Source organism: Mycobacterium sp. E2479 (assembly GCF_001667925.1).
In the GTDB taxonomy this organism is placed as follows: Bacteria; Actinomycetota; Actinomycetes; order Mycobacteriales; family Mycobacteriaceae; genus Mycobacterium.
This window is the reverse complement of record NZ_LZJR01000154.1, coordinates 171,835-194,786: the sequence shown is the minus strand read 5'-3', so window position 1 is coordinate 194,786 and position 22,952 is coordinate 171,835. Positions and strand designations below refer to the sequence as shown.

Genomic DNA, 22,952 nt, shown 5'->3' with positions numbered 1-22,952 from the left:
CAATCGTCGCTGCGAGCGCGCAGGAGCGGTAGGGAACGCGGGCAACGCCTGTCACCAGCAAATCATCACGGAAGAATCATGGGCGTTGTCCTCGGAACACTACGGGTCGGAACCACAGCAGGGGGACCCATCGGTTGCTGACGAAAGGCGGCCCACATGAGTTAGGCACGTCGTCGGCCAAGCTTAACGCACCTAAAGAAAGACAGCAGAACGGGGCTTCTAGACCGCATCGGCCGAGTAACCTCGCTGGCTGTGACCTATTTAGTCTGGCAAGAAAACCCATACCGGTCGAGCCATCGATGCGGTGCAGAGAACGACGGCTGATCCAATGTACGCGACGAGGCTTATTCGCAGCAGCTTTCAGACCGCGGCAGACGTCATGGTCGCCGGTGTGTTGCCAGTGGTCCTCACCTCGGAGCGCTATGTGGTCGGACTGATTCGACAACACCTCGCGCAGCTCGACGATGCGGCAGGCACCTCGGCGAACGGGCCTCCGCTCGCCGAAGCGGCTGCGCTCGCGTCCCCGACCGATGTCCTTCAGTCGTTGCTTGACAGGGCGATTTACAACTCGCCCGACGATAGCCTCGACGATCTCCACCGCGCTCTGCTAGAGGCAATGTTGCCCGACGAAGCACGCATCCTCGCGGCGCTGTCGGATGGGTCGACCTATCCCGTTGTGCACGTCGCGGAACCCAGCGCCGGCGCCAGCTCGGTGATGGCGCTGGAAAACGCGTCAACTGTAGGTCGCGTTGCAGGGGTTTCACTGCCCGACCACACTCCGCTCTACCTCGCCCGGATGGTGCATTTGGGTTTGGCGGTCATCGGGCCTGAGGGCCCGACCTCGATGGAGAGCGACTACGAGATCTTGCTCGCCGATGACGCTGTGAGCCTCGCGCAGGCCAAAGCGCGACGCGGAATACGTCCAGCGCGGGTGATCAAACGAACAGTGCGGATCAGCGCGCTGGGCCAGCAAGTATGGGACGCCGCGAAGTGAGGATCTATGTCGAGTTCGGTGCCATCTTCACCCACCCGTTGTGGGTTTACATCTCGATCCCACTCGGCGCCGCCCTGATCGGCTGGGCCACAAAGATTCTCGCTCTCAAGATGATGTTCTATCCGATCGAGTTCAAGGGCATCAAGCCTTACCTCGGCTGGCAGGGCCAGATTCCCCGACTGGCACCGAAGATGGCTGCACAAATGGTCGACTCGTTGACATCCGAAATCATCGCTCCGCACGAGATTTTCGACCAGTTAGATCCCGAAGAGATGGTCAACGAACTTCAAGAACCATTACGGGGGGCGACCGCAGAGATCGTCGACGTGATGATGATGTCGCTCCAGCCCCAGGTTTGGCGTGCCACTCCCGACCAGGTCAAAGACCTGATCGTCAAAGGCGTGGAAACTCGCATGCCAGCGGCCTCGCGCGCCATGTTCGAGCAGTTCCAGGGTCAACTCGACCGGTTTTTCGACGTGAGGCACATGGTTGTCACAAAGCTGGTCGGGGACAAGAGGAAGCTCGTCGAGCTCTTCGACGACATGGGCAAGACTTCGTTCAAATTCTTCGCCAGGGCCGGACTGGTCTTCGGATTCATCATCGGCCTGGTCCAGGCCCTCGCATTCGGTCTGACCGGATGGGCGTGGACGTTGCCCGCGTTCGGCTTACTGACGGGCGGCCTCACCGACTACGTGGCGCTGCAGATGATCTTCCGGCCGTTGCACCGACGCACTATCTTCCCGGGCTTCAAGTGGCAGGGCGTGTTCCAAGCGAACCGCGTGCAGATCACCCGCGATTACGCCGCGCTGATGGCCAATGAAATCTTTACCCCAAAGGCCATACTGAATGACCTTCTCACCGGCCCTATGTCAGACCAATTTTTTTACGCGATTCAAACCGAGATCCGTGAATCCATCGACAGGCAACTGGGTTTCGCGGCGCGCATCATCAACGCGGTCGGCGGCCGACAGTACCGGGACATGAAGCGGCGGATCGCTGACGTCGTGATCGCGCAGCTCCCGGAGAACATAGGCTATGTCGAGAAATACTTCTCGGAGCGGATTAACCTCGAAGAACTGATGGTCGAAAAGATGAACGAGATGGACGCGGAGACGTTCGAAAACCTGATGCGTCCTATATTCAAGAACGACGAGTGGATCATCATCGTCGTCGGTGCGGCGCTCGGGTTCCTCGTCGGATTGGGCCAGGAGCACCTGATCCTCGCACTGATTGGCAGCTGAGCCTCTTCATCATCGATCAACAGTGAGGATCGCGGCACCTGCGAACGAACCGGTGGCGTTCGACCAGACCGCGACTTCCGCCCCGGGTACCTGCCGCTCCCCACATTCACCACGAAGTTGCCTGACCGATTCGATGCAGAAGTTGGCCCCGTGGCGACGGCCGACATTGCAAGCACCGCCGTCTGTGTTGGTCGGGAGTGACCCACCGGGTCCGGTGTGTCCGTCGTTGATGAATTGTGGCGCCTCTCCCCGGCCACAGAATCCAAGAGCGTCAAGCCATTCGAACGTGATGATTGAGAAGCCGTCGTACAGTCCGGCGCAGTCGACGTCTGCGGGCCGCAGATCGGTTCGGGACCATAGGGTTTCACTGCAATGACCGATCGCGTTCGAAGTGAAGTCGTCGAGCAGTGCCATGTCGATGTCGGCCACCGCGGACATCGCCCACGAGTCGACCAGAACGGTAGGCTTACTGCATTGTCTGGCTCGCTCGGGAGTGGTGAATATGACCGCGGATGCGGAATCCACCGGGTAGTCGCAATCGAGGAGTCGCACCGGTTTGCTGACGTAGCGCGACGCCAGATACTCGTCGGCACCGAGCGGCTCACGAAATAACGCCTCGGGGTTTCGCATCGCATGACTGCGCTGGACGACGGCGTGCCGCGCGAAATCTTCTTCCGTGGCACCGAATTCGCTCATATATCGCTGCATCTGAAGGCCGCCGATGAACGCGGCCGGCAGGCTGCCGCCGAACGGCGCTGTCCACTGCTGTTGCCCGCCGACTCGGGTAGGTCCGTCGGCCGGCCCGCCGGAGGTTATCGCGGCAATCGGGTGCTCCCCCGCGCGCGGCTGACGAATGACACGCAAGGCCAGTGCGGTGTGGCACGAGCCGGAAGCGACTGCGTCCATGGCCATTACTGCCGTCTCGGCGAAAGAGGGTCCGTATAGGCTCGAGGTGAAGAACCAATTCAGGGGCAAGATGCCGAGTAGGGATCCGATCGACATTGAAACGCCGCCGGTCGTCGAAATCCCATCGATATCGCCTTGTTTCAGGCCCGCGTCATCGAGGGCGGCCGTGACGGCCTGCGTCACGAGTTGATCGTCTGAGAACGGCAGCATACGGCCCGTTTCCGAATACCCGACGCCGGCGATCGCGACGCGATTTTGCATCATGGTCATCACCCGACGACCTCGAACAGCGGCAGGGTACAGCCCGGGGCGACTTCACGGAATGTCACTGCCAGCGGTTGTCCGATCCGCAGCTCGTCACCGGTGCAGTCGACGAGATTTGTCGCGAAGCGCAGCGGCTCCTGCTCGACGAGGTTTACAGTGGCGAAGATGTAAGGCTGATGGGCAGCGAAGTACGGATCGTAGGCCTTGCGGGGCTCTGTCCAGGTGACGAGCGTGGCCTTGCCCGATACCCGCTCGGGCTTCAAATTTGTGCTCAGACAGGTTCGACAGACCTCCTTGGGTGGATGCAGATAGGTCGCACATGCCTGGCACCGCAGGATCAAGAGTTCATGGCGATCCACGCCGCTCCAGAAGAATTCGCTCACGCTGTCGGGCTTGGGCATCGGCGGGTAGAGCACCTGATCGCTCACGTTTGACCCCCTCCTGTGGCGCGGTCTCACTGAGGCCGCCACGGATCGTCGGATTTTTCAAATATATATAACTAAATCACGGCCAAGGGAACTGACATCGGTTCTTGACCTGTCCGTCCAACGACGCACACAGTCAGACGGCATCGACCACGACGACCTCGCTCAAGGAATGCCCAGCTAAGAGGCTGCTTACCGCCAGGTTTGACGACTGACGCCGTTTACGACACCGGAAGTGCGGGTGTGTAGCGGTCCCAGATGCCATCTCTGCATACCATCGGTATGCCGTCGAGCGATTGGGCCACCCCTCCGCCGGAACAGAGGGCCCCGAAATCACGCACTCCAACGATGCCGGGAACCGGCACCCACGTCGCCGTTGTCGGGTTGCGGTATGTGGCGTAGCAGATGAAGGTATTTCCGCTCGCGTCGAGCCCGAAGGCATAGAGTCTGGACGCTTGGCACTCCGCACCCGCGACTGCATCGGTCCTCACGTGTGCGACACAGCTTGCTTCATCACATGGCGCGGCGGACGCCGTGGCGGGAGTGAATGCGAGGGGGGCTCCGGCTATCAGCCCGGCGAGAGCAGCCCCGATCATTGAGCGGCGTACGAATCGGTTTCTCATTTTCATCCGCCTGTAGTAGGAGTGGCCGGGACTGCGATGCTCAGCTAGCGCCGGGAGGAGACATGGGCGGCATCCATCTGGGCATCTCGCCTTTGTAATATCCCCTACCGGTGCAGGTTGTTTCGCCCTTGTCGGCAATGGATTCGCACAGCATGCTGCCGCGGGTGAAGATTCGGACGATCACCCACTTGTAGCGCACCGGCGATGGCCACGTGACGCGAATCGTCGTGTCGACGCTATGAGCGTCAGGCACTGTCGCATTCATTCGCCACGGCAGCGAAACATTCTGCACAGCGACTTGGCCCGCGCCGTCGGTGTACTCGGCGTCCACCGCAGTGAGTGAGGGCGACTGCGCGAGTACCTCGTACGTCACCGACTCATCGGCGCGAGCGATTGCGGGGGCTCCCACCGCCTCGGAGCAACCCATGATCAGCGCGATCATCACTCGTAAGCCGCGAATCATGGGGTTCTGCTCCTCGGGGGCTCCGGTTCGATGTTCAGTATGACGCCTGTGGGTTGCGACACCGTCGGGTTGAACTTTTCCGCCCGGTCACCGGCCACAATCCACATAACCGGTGGGACATTCCCTCCGCGCCGGGTCCCGCTGCGACTTTCCCAACAAACTTAGGAAAGTCGGTCGCAAGCGGCGAGGTTTGCCCGCCTCTGCCGGTCATGTCAGCCGGCCGTCCACTTTCGGGCGTCCCGCATGACGTCCTTGAACGGCTTTTCGTTGTCGTAGCTCGGCTCGCGGGGGAGGCCGAGAACGCGTTCGCTGATGATGTTGCGCTGGATCTGATTGCTGCCACCCGCGATTGCGAACTGTCGCCCATAGACAAAGTTGTTGGCCGCCTTCTCCCCTGCCGAACCGGCGCCGCGCCAGGCGACCGCATTGCGCCCGGCGATCTGCATGCCGGCGATGGCGCGGTCAGGTCCGCGGGTGCCAATCGACAGCTTGATCAGCGCAGACGTGGCAGGGTTGGCCGATCCCCGCATGAGGCGCGCCGTAACGCGACGCGTGAGCGCTTCGTGAACCCAGTCTTTGGTGCGCTGGGCTGCGATTATCGGGCCGATCCTGCGCCCGCGAGCCGTTTCGCTGCCGGGTGGAGCGCAGGTCAGCGCCAACTCGATGAGATCGGAAGCCTGCTTGTTGCGGGACTGGAAGGTAGAGCGGGACAGGTCGATGTGCCCGGCTCCGCGTTCGAACATGAGCATCGAGTTCGCGACCTTCCAGCCGTCGTTCACCGACCCGATGACCATGTCCTCGCCGACCACGACGTCGTCGAGGAATTCCTCACAGAACTCCTCGCTGCCGTTGACCTGGCGGACCGGACGCACGGTGACGCGCTCATCATGCAACGGAACCTTGAACCAGGTGAGCCCGCGATGTTTGGGCACAGTCGGATCCGTACGCGCCAAACAGATCCCGTAGTCGGCGTGGATGGCGCCAGAGGACCAGAGTTTGGTGCCCTGCAGGATCCACTTGTCGCCGTCGCGACGGGCCTGGGTGCGAATTCCGGCAAGGTCGGACCCCGCGTCTGGCTCGGACAACAACTGAACCCAGATGTCCTCACCGCGCAGGATGCGCGGAATCCACTCGCGCTTTTGTTCCTCGGTGGCGTTCTGCAGCAACGTCGGCAGGACAACCCGCATCGTGACGACAGACGCGATACCGGCCGGCAGTGGCACGTCATAGCCGGCGGACTCGTCGACCCATATCTGTTGATGAGCGTCGCCGAGCCCCTGACCGCCGTACTCGATCGGGATGTTGATGCCCAGATATCCCGCGTCGTACACCCTCCTCTGCAGTGTTCGGCCAGCGGCGACTTCCTCAGCGGTCACCTCGTTCGGGATTCCTCCGTCGGATTCGGCTGTGCGTCGCGCGAGATTCGCCGACAACCATTCCCGCATCGCAGCGCGGTACTGATCGAGTTCGCCTGCCTCGCTCACAGCGCACACACCTCACAGATTCGCTCGTAGTGCCAGGCTTTTTCACACCACATACTCGTGGTGGTCCGAATTCGCCGCATGTACAGATGAAGGTCGTGCTCCCACGTGAAGCCGATTCCGCCGTGCACCTGCAGGCACTCCTGGGCAATCTGCGTTGCATACTCATCGACATACGCTGCGGTCATGGACGCGATTTCGGCGGCATCATCGGCGCCGCGGTCGACTACTCGCGCGGCCTCGGCCGTGGCGGCTTTACAGCTCTCGAGGAAGAGCAACTGGTCGGCCATGACGTGTTTGAGCGCCTGGAACGACCCGATCGGGCGGCCGAAGGCGATACGGTCCTTCGAGTACTCAACCGTCATCGAAAACATCGCGTCGAGCGCGCCCACGGTTTCCGCGCAAGCCAGCACCACAGCGATCTGCAGCTGACGCTCCAGGTTCTGGGTCGCGGCGGCTTCGGCGGAGCCGAGGACGGCCGCGGCCGGCAGGCGCACCCCGTCGAACGACACCTCTGCGACGCGACGCGAAAGGTCGTAGCACGTCAGCGCTTCGACGCCGAGACCGGCGGTCTGGGTCGGCACGATGATCTGCACCGGCTCGCCACCACACCGACCGGCCGCGAGCAGGTAGTCGCAGGACTGGGCTTCCGGGACAAAGCCGCGCACGCCTCGAAGCACGATCTGCTCGCCATCCCGCGACACCTCCAGGCTCGCTCCCGCATCCCACTCCCCTACGGGATCGAACGGGGCCCACGTCGCCACCACGTCGGCGGAGGCGATCTTGGGGAGCAGATCTTCGCGCTGCGCGTCGGTGCCGAACTCCGAGATCGCAGCGCTGACAACGTTCATTGGTATGAACGGCCCAGGCTGCAGGTAACGGCCCACCGAGTCGGCGATGGTCGTCAGGTCGACGAGCGGGCGACCAGTGATGCTGCCGCCGCCGTATTTCTCGGCGATCAGCATTGAGTACCAGCCCAGGTCGGCTGTTCGCGACAACCACGCTCTGTCGTAGCCCATCGGGTCGTCGTGGAGCATTCGGGTCGCCGCCACCGGCAGCTGTTCCTCGATGAACTGCCTGGTGGTCTGATGCAGCATCCGCTGCTCTTCGGTCAGGTCCTCGTCGTCCATCTGTGGCGTCCCTTGTGTCCGTCGTCGACGCCGCACGAGTCCACGACAGCGGCGAAGTGGCTTGCTCCACACGTCTGAGACGGTAAAGTTATGCCGCGTAGATAATAGCCGATGCATGCCCACTGAATCGCCGACGGCAGCCAGATGTTCGTCCGGGCACACATGAAGTTGAACGGAATCGGAAAAGAGGGACGCCATGGCCGATTACAAGTACCTGCTCGTCGAGAGCCATGACGGCGGGCGGGTGGTGCGCATTCTGCTCAATCGACCGGAAACCAGGAACGCCCAGAACCGTGGCCTGCTGGTCGAGCTCGACGACGCATTCATGGCAGCCGAAGCCGACGACAACGTGCGGGTGATCATTCTCGGCGGCACCGGAAAGATGTTCTCCGCCGGTCACGACGTCATGTCTCCCGAGGCGCAGCAGGAGTATCTTCCCGGGCCGAATCAGCACCCTTCGTGGAAGGTCAACGGGGGCACCCGAAAGGGCGCGGAAAGCCTGATGTTGCAGGAGTGGCACTACTTCTTTCAGAACACGCTGCGGTGGCGCAACCTTCGCAAGATCACCGTTGCCCAAGTTCACGGCAAGGTCTACTCCGCCGGACTCATGTTGATGTGGGCATGTGATCTGATCGTCGCCGCCGATAACACCGAATTCGCCGACGTCGTGGGCACCCGGATGGGCATGTGCGGCATGGAGTATTTCGCCCACCCCTGGGAGTTCGGCCCGCGCAAGACCAAGGAGTTGATGCTCACCGGCGACTCGTTATCGGCGAATGACGCTTTCGCACTTGGCATGGTGGCGAAAGTCTTTCCCGCTGACGAACTCGGCGACATGACGCTGGATTTCGCCCGGCGGGTCGCCGAAGTGCCGACGGTGGCGGCGCTGCTCATCAAGGAATCGGTCAATCAAACCGTCGACAATATGGGCTTTCACAACTCGCTCAATGCGTGCTTCTCACTGCATGAACTCAACCACGCGCACTGGGCGCAAGTGCATGACGACGGTAACCCCATGGCCAAGCCCGAGGACGGCGTGCCCGAGTGGGGCAAGACGCCACCGGTCGTACGAGCCCAGCGCGACAAGGTCAGAGACTGAAACGGTGGCCGACAAACCGCTGCGGGTCGCCGTCACCGGACCGACGGGAACATTCGGGTTCGGTCTGATGCCACTTCTCGAGGCAGATGACCGCATCGGCGAGATCATCGGCATCGCGCGAAGCCACTTCGACCCCGTCCAGCACGGCTGGTCGAAGATGACCTACCGGCCGGGCGATGTGCGCAGCCCCACCGACCTGACCGCGGCGTTCGACGGCGCGGACGTCGTGGTACATCTGGCCTTCGCGATCACCGGTTCGCCGAAGGATCCCGCGACGTACGCGATCAACATCGACGGCACTTTGAACACCTTCAAGGCGGCCGCAGACGCAGGCGCAAAGCGCTTCGTGTTCGCTTCGACCATCTCGGCGCTCGGATTCGATCCCGACATGCCGTACGGGGTCACCGAGGAATGGGCGCCGAGGCCGATCAAATACTTCGATTACGCGCGGCAGAAAGCCAACCTCGAACGCGCTCTGACCGAACTCGAAGCCGACACCCCAGGCATCGATCTCTATGTGCTCCGCACGCCGGGCGTCATGGGTCCCCACGTCATCGGGCACAAGAGCAGCGGTAGCGGCTTGCGGCGACTGCGGCGCTTCATCGACCGAAACCGCCGGCTACCTTTGCGGATCCCAATGCCCGTGCCGCGCTTCGAAACTCAAGCCATCCACGAGGACGACGTCGGCTCGGCTTTCGTCCAATGCATACTCGGCGCCGGCGCCCCCGGCGTGTATCACATCTGCAGCGAGGGCGTGATCAGCAGCGAAGACATCGCGCGCATCTTCGGTTTTCGTCCGGTGCCGTTCGGGAAGGATCTGCTCTACCGGACGATGAGCCAAGTTGCCGCCGCCACCCGATTCCGATTCGTCCCCGATTTCGCCGCCGTCGCCGAGCTGTACAGCGTGCCGGTCATCATCGATTCCACCAAGGCAAAACAGCGACTCGGCTGGACACCGAAATGGACCGTCGTCGACACCTACCTCGACACCCTGGTAGACAGTCCCGTCACCACGAGCACCGGTAATTAGGCTGCCCGCCATGGTGGACCGCAGCGGCGACGGCCGTCTCGAAGGACGCGTAGCGCTGGTGACTGGAGCGGCCCGCGGCCAAGGCCGCTCGCACGCCATCGCCCTGGCCGGCCTCGGCGCGGCTGTCGTCGCGCTGGACGTACCGGACACGATGAACAGCGTCAGATACCCGCTCGCGAGCCGCGACGACCTCGCAGAGACGTGCGCACTGGTCGCCGAGGCCGGCGGTGTGTGCTTGCCGGTGGAGGCCGATGTGCGTGACCCCGCCGCAGTCGATGCTGCGGTGGGAACCGCCGTGGCCGATCTGGGAAGCCTCGACGTGCTCGTCGCCAACGCCGGAATCGTTTCGCCGCCGACCAAGCTCTGGGAGATTACGGACACGATGTGGGCCGAACTGGTGGGCACAAATCTCACCGGCGTCTTCCACTGCCTACGCGCCGCCGTAAAACCGATGCGCCAGAAGGGTTTCGGCCGCATCGTCGTCACGTCATCGATGGGCGGACGCATGGGCCTCCCCGACATCAGCGCGTACAACGCCACCAAGTGGGGCGTTATCGGCATGGCCAAGTCGCTCGCTCTCGAGGTGGCGAAGGAGGGCATCACCGTCAACGTGGTGTGCCCATGCACGGTGGCCACCCCGATGGCGATACCGGTGGGCAAGATCCCCGACGAGGCGATCGTGCAGCGCGCTACCCGGGTCAACCCGATCCCCGAGCCATGGCTCGAAGCCGAGGACGTCACGCGAGCGGTCGTGCACCTTGTCACCGACCCGGGCGTGCTGACCGGCGTGGTGATGGAGATCGGGCTTGGCTCCAGTGCGCGGCTCCATTGACGGGCATCACAGCGATGATGAAATTCAAACGGTGAGAGCCCATCCGATGAGCGCCCCTGCGCTGGGCTATATCGGCCTCGGGAATTTGGGCGCACCCTTGGCCAGGAGGTTGGCCAACTGGCCCCAGGGGCTGACCGTCTTCGACGTGCGCACCGAGGCGATGGCACCGCTCGAAGAGGCAGGTGCCGCAGTTGCCCACAGCGTCGCGGGTGTCGCCGCAGCCAATGCGCGGAGTGTTCTAGAACGGAGGGGCCGTTGACTCATCCAGTGAGTGTGATCACCGGCGGCGCCGGGGGTATGGGATTCGCCACAGGCAAAATCCTCGGGCGAGACCATTCGATCGTCATCAGCGACGTTGATCAGAAGGCCCTTGACGCGGCGGCAACCCAACTCGACGCCATCGGCATCCCATGTACGACCGTGTTGTGCGACGTTACGGACATCGAGTCCGTGGCGCAATTGGTCAGCGCTGCAACGGCGCTCGGGGCCGTTAAGTCGGTCATCCATACCGCGGGCCTGAGTCCCAGCATGGCCACACATGAGAAGATCATCAGGGTCAACGCCCTCGGTACGGTGCACGTGAACGAGGCTTTCTACGCGATCGCCGGTGAAGGCTTCGCGATTGTGAACGTCGCGTCCGTGGCTGCCAACGTGCTCCCTAAAATCCTGATTCCCACACGAGGGTTCAAAGTCGCGCTGCGGGATGAGGACGCGTTCATGAGGAAAATGACAGCAGTCTGCAAGATCATTCCGATGGGGTACGCCATCAGCAAGAATTTCGTAACTTGGTACTGCGCGTCGCAGGCGGAGCGCTTCGGCCGGCGTGGTGCAAGAATCCTCTCGGTGTCTCCGGGCAGCATCGATACCGCGATGGGCCGACTGGAGGAAAAAGCCGGATCGGGTGCCATGGTGGAGTTCGGCGCATTGAAGCGATTCGGCCGGCCGGAGGAGGTCGCAGAAGTGCTGGCATTCTGCGCCAGCGACAAGGCCAGCTACCTCACTGGGGTCGACATTCCCTGCGACGGCGGGGTTCTGGCGACGATCAAGCTGAGGGATGTAGTGGCCCTGGCCCGATTCGCGTTGGCCTAGCGCTGGAGCGCGAAACCTTCCTTTGCGCGAATAACTCCGATCCTCGCGGTGTCGTTTCCGACATTTCACGCAAGGATTGCCGAGGTGTCGGGGCCGTGCTTGCAGTCGCTGATGACGACGCGGGCATGGGCCAGGGATCAGAAGCTGTTGATGTTGAGGCATTCGTCACGTGAACGATTAGACGTAGCCGTTGCGCCAGGGTTCGCCGGGCGGGATGACGTGCACGCCGACTTTTCCGTCGAGCCGGCCGACCATTGCGCTGCAGGCTAATTCGGGCCCGTTGTGACACCGCAGCACCGCTGGGTTGGCGCCGCGGGAGGTGGTCACGCGGTCGAGTTCGTCGATGAGGCGATCACCGGTGATGCTGCGCTTCACCATGCCGTTGAGAAATTCGCGGGTGTGCGGCCGGCTCCGCGATGGACTACCTGACTTGTGGTGAACTATCGCAGAGTGCCGGAGCCCAGCGGCCGTGCTTCATCACGGCGGGCAGGTCCCGTAACTGTTGCAGATGTAGGAATCCCGGTCGTTCCACGCTTTGAACCACGTACCGTTCGGCGTCGTCAGGAACTTGAATTCGCCGTGTCCGCAGTAGGTGTTCCCTTCTGGAGTGACGGCACACGTCGTCTCACCTGCGCCTGGAGTGGCGTAGTTGACGTAACTGCCGGGCGGCAGCGGACGCTGCGCTTGGCCGCCGGGAAATTGGATGGCCGCCGTCCAACCGTGGTGTACCGAGCGGTTCCCGTTGAACCAGGCGATGTGTCGTTCGCCGGGAGGTATTCCCGGGATGTCACCGGTGCAGCCGAAGCTCCCCCACGTCCATATGCCGCAATTTAGTCCGGTGGGCGACAGGAACCAGACGCCGGAACTGTTGGGTATGAAGAAATCTTCGGCGGGCAGTTTGGTGTACCAGGCCGTGATGGTGTCCACAGCCGGGAACGGCGATATCGACGGATCAGGGGCCGGGTCAGCGTGTCCAGGGATCGCAGTGCACAGACCTAACGCGATCGCGGACCCGATCGCTGTCAGCCATCGACGGAATGGCATTGTGCGCATCCTTCCTCACGTTCAGGAGTTGTTGAATCCTGTAGCGCCATAGCAAGACGCGTCCCCTACATCGAGGGTGTTGGCGCAGCGGACGGTGTCTCCGAAGTAGACGCGTACCGTCACCCACCTGTTCGGCGCGGCTGCCGGCCGCCAATCAGCGCGGATCTCGGCGACATCGGTTCCCATGCTGCCAGGGTTGTCCAGCATGACCGTGGTCCGCCACGGCAAGTGCACATTCGGCAGAGCTTGGCGCCCATGTCCGTCGAAGAACTCGACGTTCGCCGACCCCACGGCGGCTGATACCACCTCGTAGGTGACGGGTACCGCAGCGTTAGCGGCGGGGGCCGTCGACAGTCCGGATGCGGCCGCGATCGCCGTGACAATGACCGCGCGACGGCGACTCATCGAATTTCCCCCATCACGGGCCGGCCAACACCACGGCGGTCAACCAGTAGCCGGTTCGCTCGTTTTGTTGCATGTTCGCGCCGATATCGGCGAAGCTGCAATCCGGAATCTTGTTGTAGCCCTGCAAAATAAGCGCCTTGATCGAGTCAGCATCGGACGTCGACGCCCCTTGGAGGAGACTGGCCTTGCTGCCGCGGTAGCCAAGAATCTTCAGGCCCGTCAGCGGGTCAGTCAGCGGTGTTTGCGTCGCCCGGTGTTCCATGTAGTCCTGGGTCGACTGGTTGATCTTGGCCGCGACCTGTTCGGCAACCGGATCGGCACGAAGCGCTCCGCACGACGTTGCGGCACGGGCCTGTGTCACCGCCGACCGCAGGTTTTCTGTGGCGTCGGCACGCGCAGCGGGCGCTGGCGCGAAACCGATGGCGAGAAGCGTCATGGTCGCGATAACCGACGGCATCCAGCGCCTGGGCCTGCCCCCTAATCTCGACATTCGTTTCTCCCGCCGCGCTTCACCAGCACACGTGGGATCGGTTGATCTGGCTGCCCGCGCGCTTGACAAATTGCACCGACGGACCAGTAAACCAATCGGGCTGGTGGGCTTTGATGCCGTCGTTGACATTACCCAGGCTCTGCCACAAGGAGTAAAAATTCTGCGCTTGGAATAGCGGCAGGTAGATGTCGCCCACATAGTCGTGGTCTATGGTGAACGCCTGCACGCGAGGGGTGATGAACTCCATCGATCGATCGATGTTTCCCGTGACAATGTCGACTTGCTGTTGGATGGGCCCGAAGCTGTAATCCCAGTCGGTACCCGACCCGATCCGGACACCCGGTCCGTTCTGCTGGATCCTGTTGAACTGCAGCCTGTCGATCTGATCTCTTAATATTTCGTATTGAGCGGTATACCACTGGCACAGTTCACGTTCGGCGTTGATGTCCGCGTCGGTTACTCGGTTGCGTGTCTTGTCGAAAGGAAACGGGAACTTCGGCACCCAGTTCGTGGGTTTGACAACGACGACCGGCAGTGGCCGGATCAGTTGGTCATCGGAAGGCATCTCCCCACCGGACACCGGATCGGCCCCTGCCGTCGCCGATGTCACCGCGACAGCCATCAACACCGCGACCGCGGAGGCGACCACCGCGGTCGTCATTTGACGCAGCGCCCTGATCATCGGCCCGCTCCCTTTATCGTCCTTCTATCGCGGCGCCGATCCCGCCGACGTCGGTGATCTGCCAGTCCTTATTGCTGTCGACGGTCACGCTGTAGGTAGCGGTGGATTGCAGGGGGTCTGGACCCTGCGCCGTCTTCGTCGTCACGCTGACAAACGCGTCGACGACATAGGCGCCACCAACCTCCGATCGCACTTTGGACGTCAGCGGCCGCGCCGTCGAATCCCATTGCAGCGGAACGAGAATCTGCTCCATCTGGTCTGCCGCCGCGCCCAGCCTTTTCTTGAGGTCGGGACTGGTTCCCGCGACGAGCTTGTCCTTCCAGGCCGGAAGATCTTTGAAGTTCATGGCCGCGGCGTTCTTGGCGTAGTCGAGGGCAATCTGTTCGGCACGCTTGGTGTTCGCCGCTTGCCGGGCTTGCTGGTCCAGTTCGTGCTTGGCGCCGACGTACAACCATGTCATCACGCCGATGCCTGCAACGAGGGCAGCGATCAATCCGGCAACGAGCAGCGCGCGAACCGAAATAGACGCCTGCAGTCGCCTGCGCTTGGCCTTGGGCTCATCCTCCGCGATGGGTGGTCCCTCGCCGTTCTTCAATGCGTCCTGCTTCGACGCTTCAGTCGTGTCCACCTCGCGCTCATCGGTCTCCTGATCGACGGACTCGGGCGCGGAGCGTTCTTCGTTGTCTGTCTTCTTATCGGTCATCATCGGATTTCTGAACTCTCATCTCAGTTATTCACCTGGGGGTCAAGAGGTTTAGGGAATATTGACGTTCAATGTGATGGTGCCGTCGGCAGGCACCGATTCGAGAACGTTGGACAGCATCTGACCGGTGTCGAAGTTCATCAGCGAGCCAGCAATCCCCCGAAGATGGGGCAGAAGTGCTTGGCCCAGCACCTTGATGTCACCGCCGCGGTCGTCCAGAAGCTTCTGGATCCGGTCGATCAGACGGTTGACGGTGTCGTAGATGGCCACTCCACCCAGTGCCCTGTCGATTTCCAATCCCGAGAACAGGACTCCGCTGGACAGGCCGATGGTTCGAAATCCGGGTGTGACGTCGGCAATCCACGGGCCGACCCAGCTCGCGTTCTGCAGCAGCGCCTGGAAGTTGTCGAGCAGTATCCGGCCCCTGCCGTTCATGTCCGCGGAGACATTTCTGAGCAGCATCGACGCCCGAGAAAGGTTGGGCAGCACGGTATTTGGTTGCGGCAGGCCGGTATCGAGTTCATTGACGACCCGCTTGAGCGCTTGTGGATCCGCTTGGTTGAGGAGTCGGGTGACGCTGACGGCTAACTCCGAAATCGACGGTGGTTGCACGATCCTCTGCGTGGCGATGCGCTGGCCATCGCGCAGCATCGGACCGTGGTCGACCCGCGGAACCAACCCGATGTAGGGCTCACCGAGTGCTGAGAGGTTTTCGAGTCGCACTTCGCTGTCCACGGGGACGTGGTAGCGGCCGTCGATGTAGAAGTCGATGGTCGCCTCCTGCAAGGACGAATGGATACCCGTCACTTTGCCGACCGGAACCCCTCGGAGCAGGACATTCGAATCGAGCAGGATTCCGTTGATATCGGCGACTTGCATGGAAAGGTTCGTCCGGTCCGCCGGGGGCGCGACCCGGACACCGAGCGACCAGATATAGCCCACCCCAAGAGCGATCATCGCCGCAAACGCGATGAACGTGGCGAGATCTCGTATTCTCACGGCGCCGCGCCCAACATCCGTAGCACATCCATCACATTGCCCGACAACTCGCGACCGTCAGGGCCGACGATCGAGGTGATGTTGATCGCCGGGTATTTGTCCTCCGGTAGGAACGTGTCGGTAAACAGCTTGCGCCACGCAGGCTCCTCGTCCTCGAAAGCCCATTTCGAACGTCGTAACGCGTCGGTCGACTGGACGAACGATTGCAGAAATGGCGCCAGCCAGTATCCGCCGGTGTAGACGCTGCCGATCGATGGGAAGAGTCTGCCGAGGTAGTTGGACGTCTGCATGGCACGGTCGAAGCCCCGCATGCCTCTCGGCGAGAACCAATACTGCGCGGACGAAAGCCGGTCGTGCAGGACGGTGCCGGTTCCGGATACTCCATGCAGAAAATAGTCGACGACATCTATGTTGTCGGACAGATCCTTCAAATCGGCGGTTACCCGCGAAGCCAAGTTCCGAAGCGCGGGCTCCGGCGGGGTCACCCGGTTTATGCCGATGATCGTGTTCTGCAGACGTTGGATGGAACCGCTCGACACGAAGTCGGCGAGATGTGCCAGCGTGTCTTCCAGTTGGGGCGGGGATCTGGTTTGCCCCAGCATGATTGTGCCGCCCGGGGCCAATGGTGGTGCTGCGGATTGACCATCAGGTGGATCGAGGCTCAGATAGATGTCACCGAGAACGGTGGCTTGCTCGAGTGCCGCATGAGTATTCGACGGAATAGAGACGCTGCGGTCGATCTTTGCGGTGACATCCACCTGCCGGCTCGTAACCTTCACATCGGTGACGGTCCCGACCTGAGTACCACCCATCACCACTTTGGCGTGGTTGGGCAGGTTGAGTACGTTCTCGAATTGAAGGACGACGTTGTACCCGCCGTTGTAGCTGCCGCCGGGTTCGGGCAGCGAATTGACATTGAGTGCAGCGCATCCCGACGCGGTCGTTGACATGGCCACGGCGGCGACGGCGACCGCGGCGATCGAGCACAGTCGGCGGTTCATCGGTTCGCCGCCTGTGTCAACACGTACTGCAACAGCGCAACGTCGACGGCGTAGGGCGTCCCCTGGACATTGGCGCAGCTGCCCGGCGCGCTCGCGTTCATGATGTTGCACATCCCGACTCCGTCGGGCGTGCGGATGCGGTACATGGGGGGCCGGTACCTGATGACGTGGCGAGCCGCATGCGCGTTGAAGTAATTGGCTGCCGTATTGATCCACCACGGTATGGGGTTGAGAAGGTTGGCCAGCCGGGGAGCGTGGGCGGCTAGTTTCCGCAGGGCCATCGCCGTCGCGTCCATGGTGTCCTGCATCGGCTCGCCGAGCGTCACTTCGATATCCGACGTCATCTTGAAGAGGTACAAGGTGCCGAACAGCTGTTGGCCAACCGGTTCGACCACCCTGATGATGTCGGGCAGGGTCCTTTGCAAGTCCAGCATGATCTGCTTAATCGGCCCGCTCAGTTCCCGGACGAAGGTGGTCAGCTGACCGAGGTTGACGATGACGGATGCCATCGAACTGATCGCTTGGTCGGGACTGTCCAGCACCGCCGCCGTGTTGGTCATCAATTGGTTGAACCGCGGACCGGTGCCATGCAAGGCCTGATCGATTCCACGAACGGCAGCGGCAACGTTGGTCGAACCCTCGGGGCTTATCGAATTGAGCAGTTTGGCGGTCGAGCCCACTACCTGCGAAAGGCTCTTGGGGGTGAAGGAGCGATCCAGTGGGATACACCCGCCAGGGGGCAGTTGGGGCGCCGATCCGGAGTTGCCGACCAGCTCGAGAGACCGATCGGCGAGCAGTGATGTCGCGCGGATAATGGCCTTGACGTCGGCGGGCAGCCGACGAGGCGCGGTCACCGTAAAGTGCACCTGGACGTCGGAGTTTCCCGGTGTGACCGATGTGACCTTGCCGATCGGATAACCCATCTGGGTAACCGGATTACCCACGTACAGCCCCACGGCGTCGGGCATGATTGCGCAATAGTCGGCGCTCGCGCCCTTCGGCGACGAGCCACACGAGCCGACCGTCGACACCGTCACGACGGCCGTCACTGCGACCACGACGATCCGACAAAGGCGGCGCGACTTCGGCCCGGCCATCAGCACGGACTCCCCGGCATCGGCACACAAAGGTCGGTGGCCAATAAGTCTGGAGGCGCGTTCTGCGCGTCGAACACCCGTTGGAACTTGTTCTCGATGAGCCGTAGTGAACGGACCACCACCCCGTTGTGCTCCGCATACATCCGCGCGGTCTCAAGGTAATGCCGCACCTTCTCCATGAAGTCGGCACGATGGTCGCGGTAAAAGTATGCGATCGGAGAAAGCTGACCCAGAACGTCGGCGAACGCAGTGATTCCGTCGCCGAATTTCTTGCCGTAGATCACGAGTGTCTGAATGACGATCGAAATCTTGTGGACCAGCGTCCTGATTCCGTCGTTGTAGCCGTTTAGCGCGTCAATGTACTCGTTGGAGAAATTGAGGATGGCCGTGAGTTGACCGCGTTGTTTTTGGATCGTCGACACCAGGCTGTTGCCCGCGTCGATCACCGAGGAGAGCGCCTCGGCGTTGTCGCCGCTGAGCCCACTCTGGAGTTGATCCAGTGACTCCTTGAGCGGGTTGCCTTGGAGCTTGTCGGTGATCTTCGTGGTATCGGCGAGGATGGTCATCAAGCTGTAGGGCATTGTCACTCGCTCCAGCGGAATGGCCTTGGTGCCCAACGGTTTGTCACCCAACGGTACGAGGTTCACGTAGTAACCCCCGACAGCGGTGAGCATCCGGACCTCGACTTGCGACTGATCGCCGACGAACGCGTAGCCGTCGACCTTTGTCCGCACACGCACCCGGTTGGATTCCAATGAAAGGTCGGATACTTTGCCCACGTTGATGCCTGCGATCCGAACTAGGTCACCGGAATGGAGCGACGCGGCGTCGTCGGTATAGAAGGTGACGATCTTCTGGCCCGGAGGACTGATGTACAACCAGGCGGCAACGAGCGACACCACGGTGGCCAGCACCAACGCGCCGGCACCCCAAGCGGTGGGGTTACGCAGCAGTTTCAGCGGTTGCATAGCACCACCCTTTGTCCGTTCAGAAGGACGTCCATCTGCTCTGGAAGCTGGAAGCGACCCCGAGAGCACGGCAGCGGGTCGTTAGGTGCCGACGGCGGTCCGATGTTCTCCCACATGACCGGCACGAGCTTGAACGCATCCATGAATTTATCGATGTTTCCGAAAAACCGGTCCATCCCCTCGTTGATGTTGGTTACGTTGCTATCCAATGCCTGGTCGGGGTGTTGATAGATGAAGCTTTCCGCGCTGTTGCCCCTTACCGGGAATCCGACGTTGGTCAGAACAGCCGTTAACGGCTTCAAGAAATCGGTGCTGTAGAGCTCGGTCTTTCGGAATTCGTCTAGCACCCCGAGCACACCGTCCAAAGGGCGGTTGATCCAGTCCAACATCTGAACCATGTCGGGTGATTTGCCGCCCATCGCGTCGGCGACGGCGGAGAGGTTACGCATCAGGACTGCGATCACTTGCTGGCGATCCGACACGAATCGAGTGAGAGTGTCGATGCTTTTCAGCATGGGTCCCAGGCCGCCTCCGTCGCCGGCCAGAAAAGACGCAGCGTTCTGGGTGAATCTGTTGACTTCCTCGGGACTGAGCGTCGCGAGCACGGGTTGTAGCCCGTTGAACAACCTGGTGACGTCGAACGACGGCGACGTCATCGCCAGGGGCACGTGTTTGACCAGGTCGGCTCCCGTGTACGACTCCGACGAATTAACCACGTCGAGGTACCGCGAACCCGTCAGAGACTGATACTTGACGGCAAGCCGGGTGTTCGCCACGATGCCGTAGCGGTTCTCGAGCGTGAACGTGACTCCTGCGACGCTTTGGCCGTCGTGGCGCTGCAAATCGATGGATCGGACTTTCCCCGCGGGGACTCCGCGGACGCGCACGTCGGCCCCCGTGTACAACCCGGACACGTCGGTGAACTCGGCAGTATAAGAGCGCACAGACGGCGCCACGGGCCTGGTGATTGCGCTCGCGAGCAGAATGAGGCCGCTAACCGCCACAACACCGACTAACACGAGTCGCCACGCCGCCGCAAAGGGTTTCATCAGGCACCCCCCATGGCATCGACGGGAGCGGCGATGCCGGGAAGTTTGTCAAGGACGATGCGAACCCGGAGCGCCCGCTGCTCAGGGGTACCGCCGTACAACTTCTCGAAGCGGTGACGGAGTTCGACCAGCGTGTCGCCGACGCCCTCAGGGCGCAGCAACGGGGCCGTCGTGTCCAAGATCCCCTGGAAACCGTTAATTAACGGCAGCAGGTCACCGACATGCGACGACTCGACTTTTCCGACCGATCCGAAAATTCCGTCGACGATGGCATTCCAGTGAGGGACTCCATATTCCTTGTACCACTGCTTGTCGCTAAGGTCACCCATGCCTTCGTGCATCCAGTTATTGTCCCCATGCGTGACGACGTCGCCTGAATCCGTGATTGCATTGAGTAAACCAGGAGTGGTCACGCTGATACCCGTCGCATTGGCCAGGAGCCGCTCGGTCGGCACCGTCTGCACCTCCGCCAGCGTATTAGTTGCGATGAACACGGTTTCGATCAGCGGATTCAGCGCATCGGTATATCTGGTGATCCGGTCGATGACGCTGACCAGTTGCGGTGTAATAACTTTGTTGGAAAGCTCGCCAAAACGAGTGAGCATTGTCTGCAGCGTGTAATTTCCTCTCGGTACAGCATGTATGAGTAGACCATTCCGGAGCGCCTGACCACCGGCCCCGGGGACTATGTTGATTCCGCTGACGCCGAAATAGTTGATGGGCCGAAAATCAATCTGCATTGCGTCAGTCAAACCGGCGGTGGGCGATCTGTGTAAATTGACACCCAGCCGGATGCGCCCGCCGGCAATGCTGGAAATCTCTGTGACTTTCCCGAGCTCCACGCCATGCATGACCAACGGGGTACCTTCGATGATGCCCTGAGCGATATAGGGGGTATCGATCGAAATCGAAAGCTGATCTTTGGGTTGACCTTGGAATGGCTTCAGGATGACCAACGTCAAGCCGACAGCAGCTACGACCGCCACCGCCGCGCCGATAATTGTCAGCGCTCGTGTTTCGGATTCGGCCGAAGTCTGGAGTAGCAAACTTACCACCTAGCCTTTGAACACGAACACTGGCTGGATGCCCCACAGTAACACGGTCAATGTGAAATCCATCACCATGAGCATGACCATGCTCGCGCGCACCGCGCGGCCCGATGCAGAACCCACACCCTCGGGGCCGCCAGCGGCGAAATATCCATAGTAGCAATGGATTAACGTCACTGCGGCACAAAACACAGCGACCTTGATCACGGAGTACGCGAGGTCCCTGGGCGTCAGGAACTCGATGAAGTAGTGGTTAAACGTGCCGGCATGCTGGCCGTAGAACTTGACGACGACTGTGTCCATTACGACGAACGTTGCGATCAGCGTTAACGCGTATCCGGGGATTACGCATGCCATAGCGCCGATCAACCGTGTACCGACTACGAAGGGTATTGGTCGTACTCCTAACGATTCGACGGCATCAATTTCTTCGCCGATCCGCATGGCGCCGATCTCGGCTGTCATCCGACAACCCGTTTGTGCTGCGAACGCGATTCCCCCTACCAGCGGAGCGATTTCCCGAACACATCCCACCCCGGAGATCAATCCCGAAAGCGCACCGAACCCGATCTGATTCAAGATCGAGAGCGCTTCGATGGCAAGCGAAGCGCCGAGGGCAATTCCAAGGAGCAGCAATACACTTATCACGCCGCCGTCCACTATGATCGAGCCTCGACCCCACGCAAGACTATTGACTTGCCTGAGCGTTTCTCGTCTATATTTGTGGACAGTCAGCGGCAGCAACCATAAACTCTGGGCGGCAAATAGCGCCACTTGTCCGATCATGCGGAAGCCCCGAAAAGGGAAGGCAGAGACCTTAGATACCAGTCGTGTGGTCCAATACGCGGAGGGCGCGCCGGCTTGAGTGGTGGTCACTATGCCACCTCCATCGGAAAAAACATTGTCTGCAATTGCGTTATCGCAAGATTCGCAAAAACGATGCAGATAACGTTGAGTACTACCGATGAATTCACAGCATCGGCGACACCACGCGGCCCGCCCTTTGCCTCCATTCCACGAAGCGACGAAATTATCACCACAATCGCGGCAAAGACGAGTGTCTTACCCAAGGCAAACCAAACGTCCACCATTTTTGCGAACGCTCCAAACGACAGCCAGAAACTACCGGGTGTTACTTGGGTGAAATTGACGGACATGATGTATGCCGTCGCGGTGCCCGACACCATGATCAACACACCCAAGATAGGAGCGATCGCGAGCAGGGCAAAGAACCGAGGCACTACCAGACGGCGGGCCGGGTCGATACCCATAACCCGCATCGCGTCGAGTTCCTCACGGATCTCGCGCGCTCCGAGTTCCGAGGCAATAGCCGACGCGGCAGCGCCACCCATCAGCAGACCCGCAGTGATGGGCGCGCCCTGGCGAATGACGCCCACCCCGCTTGCCGCTCCGAGCAGCGAGGTCGCCCCCAATTGGTTGACGAGGCCGGACGTCACTACCGTCACCAACGCCCCGAACGGAATGGCCATCAGCAGCGCAGCGACCGCGGTCACCTTGAATAACGTCCATGCTTGGACGAGCGCCTCGCCGAGAGGCAGCTTCAGGGAGAAGGCGTCGACTGCCGCGTAGCGCACCACGTCCACGAACAATTGCAAGCCACGACCCGTTGTTGCCGCGCTACGCAGGGGAATCCTGACGCCCCGGTGTATCGCTCGGCGCCCACCAGCGAAAGCCGGGGCCAACGGTCGCTGCAGCCTGTGGCCGGTGATCCCGGAGGTCACATCTGAGCGAACAGCGTTAGTGGTTCGGGGCGCGGCTGCGGCCGCGTCGACGTGCTGCTGCGCCACTGGCCCTCCCCTACCCCCTATCTGCCCTGCTCGCTCCACATAATGTGTGTGAAGATGCTAATCCGCGGATCCCGACTGCA

General features: G+C 61.5%; 24 protein-coding genes and 2 pseudogenes. 7 read left to right on the top strand and 19 right to left on the bottom strand.

What is annotated here, in order from left to right; genetic code table 11:
- Positions 1-328: 328 nt before the first annotated feature.
- On the top strand, positions 329-994 hold the full coding sequence (locus A5686_RS23845; protein WP_067939441.1) for a hypothetical protein: 666 nt from the start codon (positions 329-331) through the stop codon (positions 992-994).
- A complete protein-coding gene (locus A5686_RS23840; protein ID WP_067939436.1) occupies positions 976-2,235 on the top strand; it encodes a DUF445 domain-containing protein in 1,260 nt (419 codons plus the stop codon). Before A5686_RS23845 ends, A5686_RS23840 begins: the two co-directional genes overlap by 19 nt.
- A gap of 9 nt (positions 2,236-2,244) precedes the next feature.
- Here the strand turns inward: A5686_RS23840 and A5686_RS23835 are convergent, their stop codons facing one another.
- The 5 genes from A5686_RS23835 to A5686_RS23815 form a co-directional block, all read right to left on the bottom strand.
- Positions 2,245-3,411, bottom strand: a complete 1,167-nt coding sequence (locus tag A5686_RS23835) for a thiolase family protein (RefSeq protein WP_197520683.1) — start codon at positions 3,409-3,411, stop codon at positions 2,245-2,247.
- Positions 3,411-3,833 (bottom strand): Zn-ribbon domain-containing OB-fold protein, encoded by a 423-nt coding sequence (locus tag A5686_RS23830; protein ID WP_082947777.1) that lies wholly within the window; start codon positions 3,831-3,833, stop codon positions 3,411-3,413. The genes A5686_RS23835 and A5686_RS23830 overlap by 1 nt, the downstream gene beginning before the upstream one ends.
- Before the next feature lie 660 nt (positions 3,834-4,493).
- On the bottom strand, positions 4,494-4,916 hold the full coding sequence (locus A5686_RS23825; RefSeq protein WP_067939433.1) for a hypothetical protein: 423 nt from the start codon (positions 4,914-4,916) through the stop codon (positions 4,494-4,496).
- Between the two features lie 212 nt (positions 4,917-5,128).
- Positions 5,129-6,400 (bottom strand): acyl-CoA dehydrogenase family protein, encoded by a 1,272-nt coding sequence (locus A5686_RS23820; protein WP_067939429.1) that lies wholly within the window; start codon positions 6,398-6,400, stop codon positions 5,129-5,131.
- Entirely contained in the window at positions 6,397-7,527 is a 1,131-nt protein-coding gene (locus A5686_RS23815; protein ID WP_067939426.1) for an acyl-CoA dehydrogenase family protein, read from the bottom strand. The genes A5686_RS23820 and A5686_RS23815 overlap by 4 nt, the downstream gene beginning before the upstream one ends.
- A 196-nt stretch (positions 7,528-7,723) precedes the next feature.
- Here A5686_RS23815 and A5686_RS23810 point away from each other — a divergent pair, with 196 nt between their 5' ends.
- The 5 genes and pseudogenes from A5686_RS23810 (at position 7,724) to A5686_RS23790 (ending at position 11,577) form a co-directional block, all read left to right on the top strand.
- A complete protein-coding gene (locus A5686_RS23810; RefSeq protein ID WP_067939423.1) occupies positions 7,724-8,626 on the top strand; it encodes an enoyl-CoA hydratase in 903 nt (300 codons plus the stop codon).
- A gap of 4 nt (positions 8,627-8,630) precedes the next feature.
- Positions 8,631-9,656: an NAD-dependent epimerase/dehydratase family protein gene (locus tag A5686_RS23805; protein WP_067939421.1), complete on the top strand. Its 1,026-nt coding sequence runs from the start codon at positions 8,631-8,633 to the stop codon at positions 9,654-9,656.
- 10 nt (positions 9,657-9,666) lie between these two features.
- Positions 9,667-10,488: an SDR family NAD(P)-dependent oxidoreductase gene (locus tag A5686_RS23800; RefSeq protein ID WP_067939418.1), complete on the top strand. Its 822-nt coding sequence runs from the start codon at positions 9,667-9,669 to the stop codon at positions 10,486-10,488.
- Positions 10,489-10,510: 22 nt separating this feature from the next.
- Positions 10,511-10,714, top strand: a pseudogene (locus A5686_RS23795) (NAD(P)-binding domain-containing protein); the annotation flags it as partial.
- A 41-nt stretch (positions 10,715-10,755) separates the two neighbouring features.
- A complete protein-coding gene (locus A5686_RS23790) occupies positions 10,756-11,577 on the top strand; it encodes an SDR family oxidoreductase (protein WP_082947773.1) in 822 nt (273 codons plus the stop codon).
- 140 nt (positions 11,578-11,717) lie between these two features.
- On the opposite strand, the pseudogene A5686_RS23785 reads toward A5686_RS23790, so the two are convergent.
- The 14 genes and pseudogenes from A5686_RS23785 to A5686_RS23720 form a co-directional block, all read right to left on the bottom strand.
- A pseudogene (locus A5686_RS23785) lies at positions 11,718-11,979 on the bottom strand (IS3 family transposase); the annotation flags it as partial.
- A 75-nt stretch (positions 11,980-12,054) separates the two neighbouring features.
- Positions 12,055-12,621 carry a hypothetical protein gene (locus A5686_RS23780; protein ID WP_156750215.1) on the bottom strand — a complete coding sequence of 189 codons (567 nt, stop codon included), beginning with the start codon at positions 12,619-12,621 and terminating at the stop codon, positions 12,055-12,057.
- 21 nt (positions 12,622-12,642) lie between these two features.
- Positions 12,643-13,026 carry a hypothetical protein gene (locus A5686_RS23775; RefSeq protein ID WP_082947772.1) on the bottom strand — a complete coding sequence of 128 codons (384 nt, stop codon included), beginning with the start codon at positions 13,024-13,026 and terminating at the stop codon, positions 12,643-12,645.
- 13 nt (positions 13,027-13,039) lie between these two features.
- On the bottom strand, positions 13,040-13,462 hold the full coding sequence (locus A5686_RS23770; protein ID WP_156750214.1) for a hypothetical protein: 423 nt from the start codon (positions 13,460-13,462) through the stop codon (positions 13,040-13,042).
- A gap of 73 nt (positions 13,463-13,535) precedes the next feature.
- The gene (locus tag A5686_RS23765; RefSeq protein ID WP_231986466.1) at positions 13,536-14,198 is read right to left on the bottom strand and encodes a hypothetical protein; all 663 of its coding nucleotides are present in this window, start codon (positions 14,196-14,198) and stop codon (positions 13,536-13,538) included.
- A gap of 13 nt (positions 14,199-14,211) precedes the next feature.
- Entirely contained in the window at positions 14,212-14,901 is a 690-nt protein-coding gene (locus A5686_RS23760; RefSeq protein ID WP_067939642.1) for a hypothetical protein, read from the bottom strand.
- 51 nt (positions 14,902-14,952) lie between these two features.
- Entirely contained in the window at positions 14,953-15,858 is a 906-nt protein-coding gene (locus A5686_RS23755) for an MlaD family protein (RefSeq protein WP_197520691.1), read from the bottom strand.
- 38 nt (positions 15,859-15,896) lie between these two features.
- Positions 15,897-16,901 (bottom strand): MlaD family protein, encoded by a 1,005-nt coding sequence (locus A5686_RS23750; protein ID WP_082947771.1) that lies wholly within the window; start codon positions 16,899-16,901, stop codon positions 15,897-15,899.
- Complete coding sequence (locus A5686_RS23745) at positions 16,898-17,998, bottom strand: MlaD family protein (RefSeq protein ID WP_082947802.1); 1,101 nt, start codon at positions 17,996-17,998, stop codon at positions 16,898-16,900. Before A5686_RS23745 ends, A5686_RS23750 begins: the two co-directional genes overlap by 4 nt.
- Positions 17,998-18,966: an MlaD family protein gene (locus tag A5686_RS23740; RefSeq protein ID WP_197520682.1), complete on the bottom strand. Its 969-nt coding sequence runs from the start codon at positions 18,964-18,966 to the stop codon at positions 17,998-18,000. Before A5686_RS23740 ends, A5686_RS23745 begins: the two co-directional genes overlap by 1 nt.
- Complete coding sequence (locus A5686_RS23735) at positions 18,954-20,018, bottom strand: MlaD family protein (protein ID WP_067939402.1); 1,065 nt, start codon at positions 20,016-20,018, stop codon at positions 18,954-18,956. Before A5686_RS23735 ends, A5686_RS23740 begins: the two co-directional genes overlap by 13 nt.
- The gene (locus A5686_RS23730; RefSeq protein WP_067939639.1) at positions 20,015-21,061 is read right to left on the bottom strand and encodes a Mammalian cell entry related domain protein; all 1,047 of its coding nucleotides are present in this window, start codon (positions 21,059-21,061) and stop codon (positions 20,015-20,017) included. Before A5686_RS23730 ends, A5686_RS23735 begins: the two co-directional genes overlap by 4 nt.
- Positions 21,062-21,070: 9 nt before the next feature.
- Positions 21,071-21,940, bottom strand: a complete 870-nt coding sequence (locus A5686_RS23725; RefSeq protein WP_067939399.1) for an ABC transporter permease — start codon at positions 21,938-21,940, stop codon at positions 21,071-21,073.
- Positions 21,940-22,767, bottom strand: a complete 828-nt coding sequence (locus tag A5686_RS23720; RefSeq protein WP_231986469.1) for an ABC transporter permease — start codon at positions 22,765-22,767, stop codon at positions 21,940-21,942. The genes A5686_RS23725 and A5686_RS23720 overlap by 1 nt, the downstream gene beginning before the upstream one ends.
- Between the last annotated feature and the right edge of the window lie 185 nt (positions 22,768-22,952).

What these genes read in the sequence shown, in the direction of transcription:
- A5686_RS23845 (WP_067939441.1), top strand. Translation starts at nt 329, where the DNA reads ATGTACGCGACGAGGCTTATTCGCAGCAGCTTTCAGACCGCGGCAGAC.
- A5686_RS23840 (WP_067939436.1), top strand. Translation starts at nt 976, where the DNA reads ATGGGACGCCGCGAAGTGAGGATCTATGTCGAGTTCGGTGCCATCTTC.
- A5686_RS23835 (WP_197520683.1), bottom strand. Translation starts at nt 3,411, where the DNA reads ATGACCATGATGCAAAATCGCGTCGCGATCGCCGGCGTCGGGTATTCG.
- A5686_RS23825 (WP_067939433.1), bottom strand. Translation starts at nt 4,916, where the DNA reads ATGATTCGCGGCTTACGAGTGATGATCGCGCTGATCATGGGTTGCTCC.
- A5686_RS23815 (WP_067939426.1), bottom strand. Translation starts at nt 7,527, where the DNA reads ATGGACGACGAGGACCTGACCGAAGAGCAGCGGATGCTGCATCAGACC.
- A5686_RS23810 (WP_067939423.1), top strand. Translation starts at nt 7,724, where the DNA reads ATGGCCGATTACAAGTACCTGCTCGTCGAGAGCCATGACGGCGGGCGG.
- A5686_RS23800 (WP_067939418.1), top strand. Translation starts at nt 9,667, where the DNA reads ATGGTGGACCGCAGCGGCGACGGCCGTCTCGAAGGACGCGTAGCGCTG.
- A5686_RS23780 (WP_156750215.1), bottom strand. Translation starts at nt 12,621, where the DNA reads ATGCCATTCCGTCGATGGCTGACAGCGATCGGGTCCGCGATCGCGTTA.
- A5686_RS23775 (WP_082947772.1), bottom strand. Translation starts at nt 13,026, where the DNA reads ATGAGTCGCCGTCGCGCGGTCATTGTCACGGCGATCGCGGCCGCATCC.
- A5686_RS23770 (WP_156750214.1), bottom strand. Translation starts at nt 13,462, where the DNA reads ATGACGCTTCTCGCCATCGGTTTCGCGCCAGCGCCCGCTGCGCGTGCC.
- A5686_RS23765 (WP_231986466.1), bottom strand. Translation starts at nt 14,198, where the DNA reads ATGATCAGGGCGCTGCGTCAAATGACGACCGCGGTGGTCGCCTCCGCG.
- A5686_RS23760 (WP_067939642.1), bottom strand. Translation starts at nt 14,901, where the DNA reads ATGACCGATAAGAAGACAGACAACGAAGAACGCTCCGCGCCCGAGTCC.
- A5686_RS23755 (WP_197520691.1), bottom strand. Translation starts at nt 15,858, where the DNA reads ATGATCGCTCTTGGGGTGGGCTATATCTGGTCGCTCGGTGTCCGGGTC.
- A5686_RS23750 (WP_082947771.1), bottom strand. Translation starts at nt 16,901, where the DNA reads ATGAACCGCCGACTGTGCTCGATCGCCGCGGTCGCCGTCGCCGCCGTG.
- A5686_RS23745 (WP_082947802.1), bottom strand. Translation starts at nt 17,998, where the DNA reads ATGGCCGGGCCGAAGTCGCGCCGCCTTTGTCGGATCGTCGTGGTCGCA.
- A5686_RS23740 (WP_197520682.1), bottom strand. Translation starts at nt 18,966, where the DNA reads ATGCAACCGCTGAAACTGCTGCGTAACCCCACCGCTTGGGGTGCCGGC.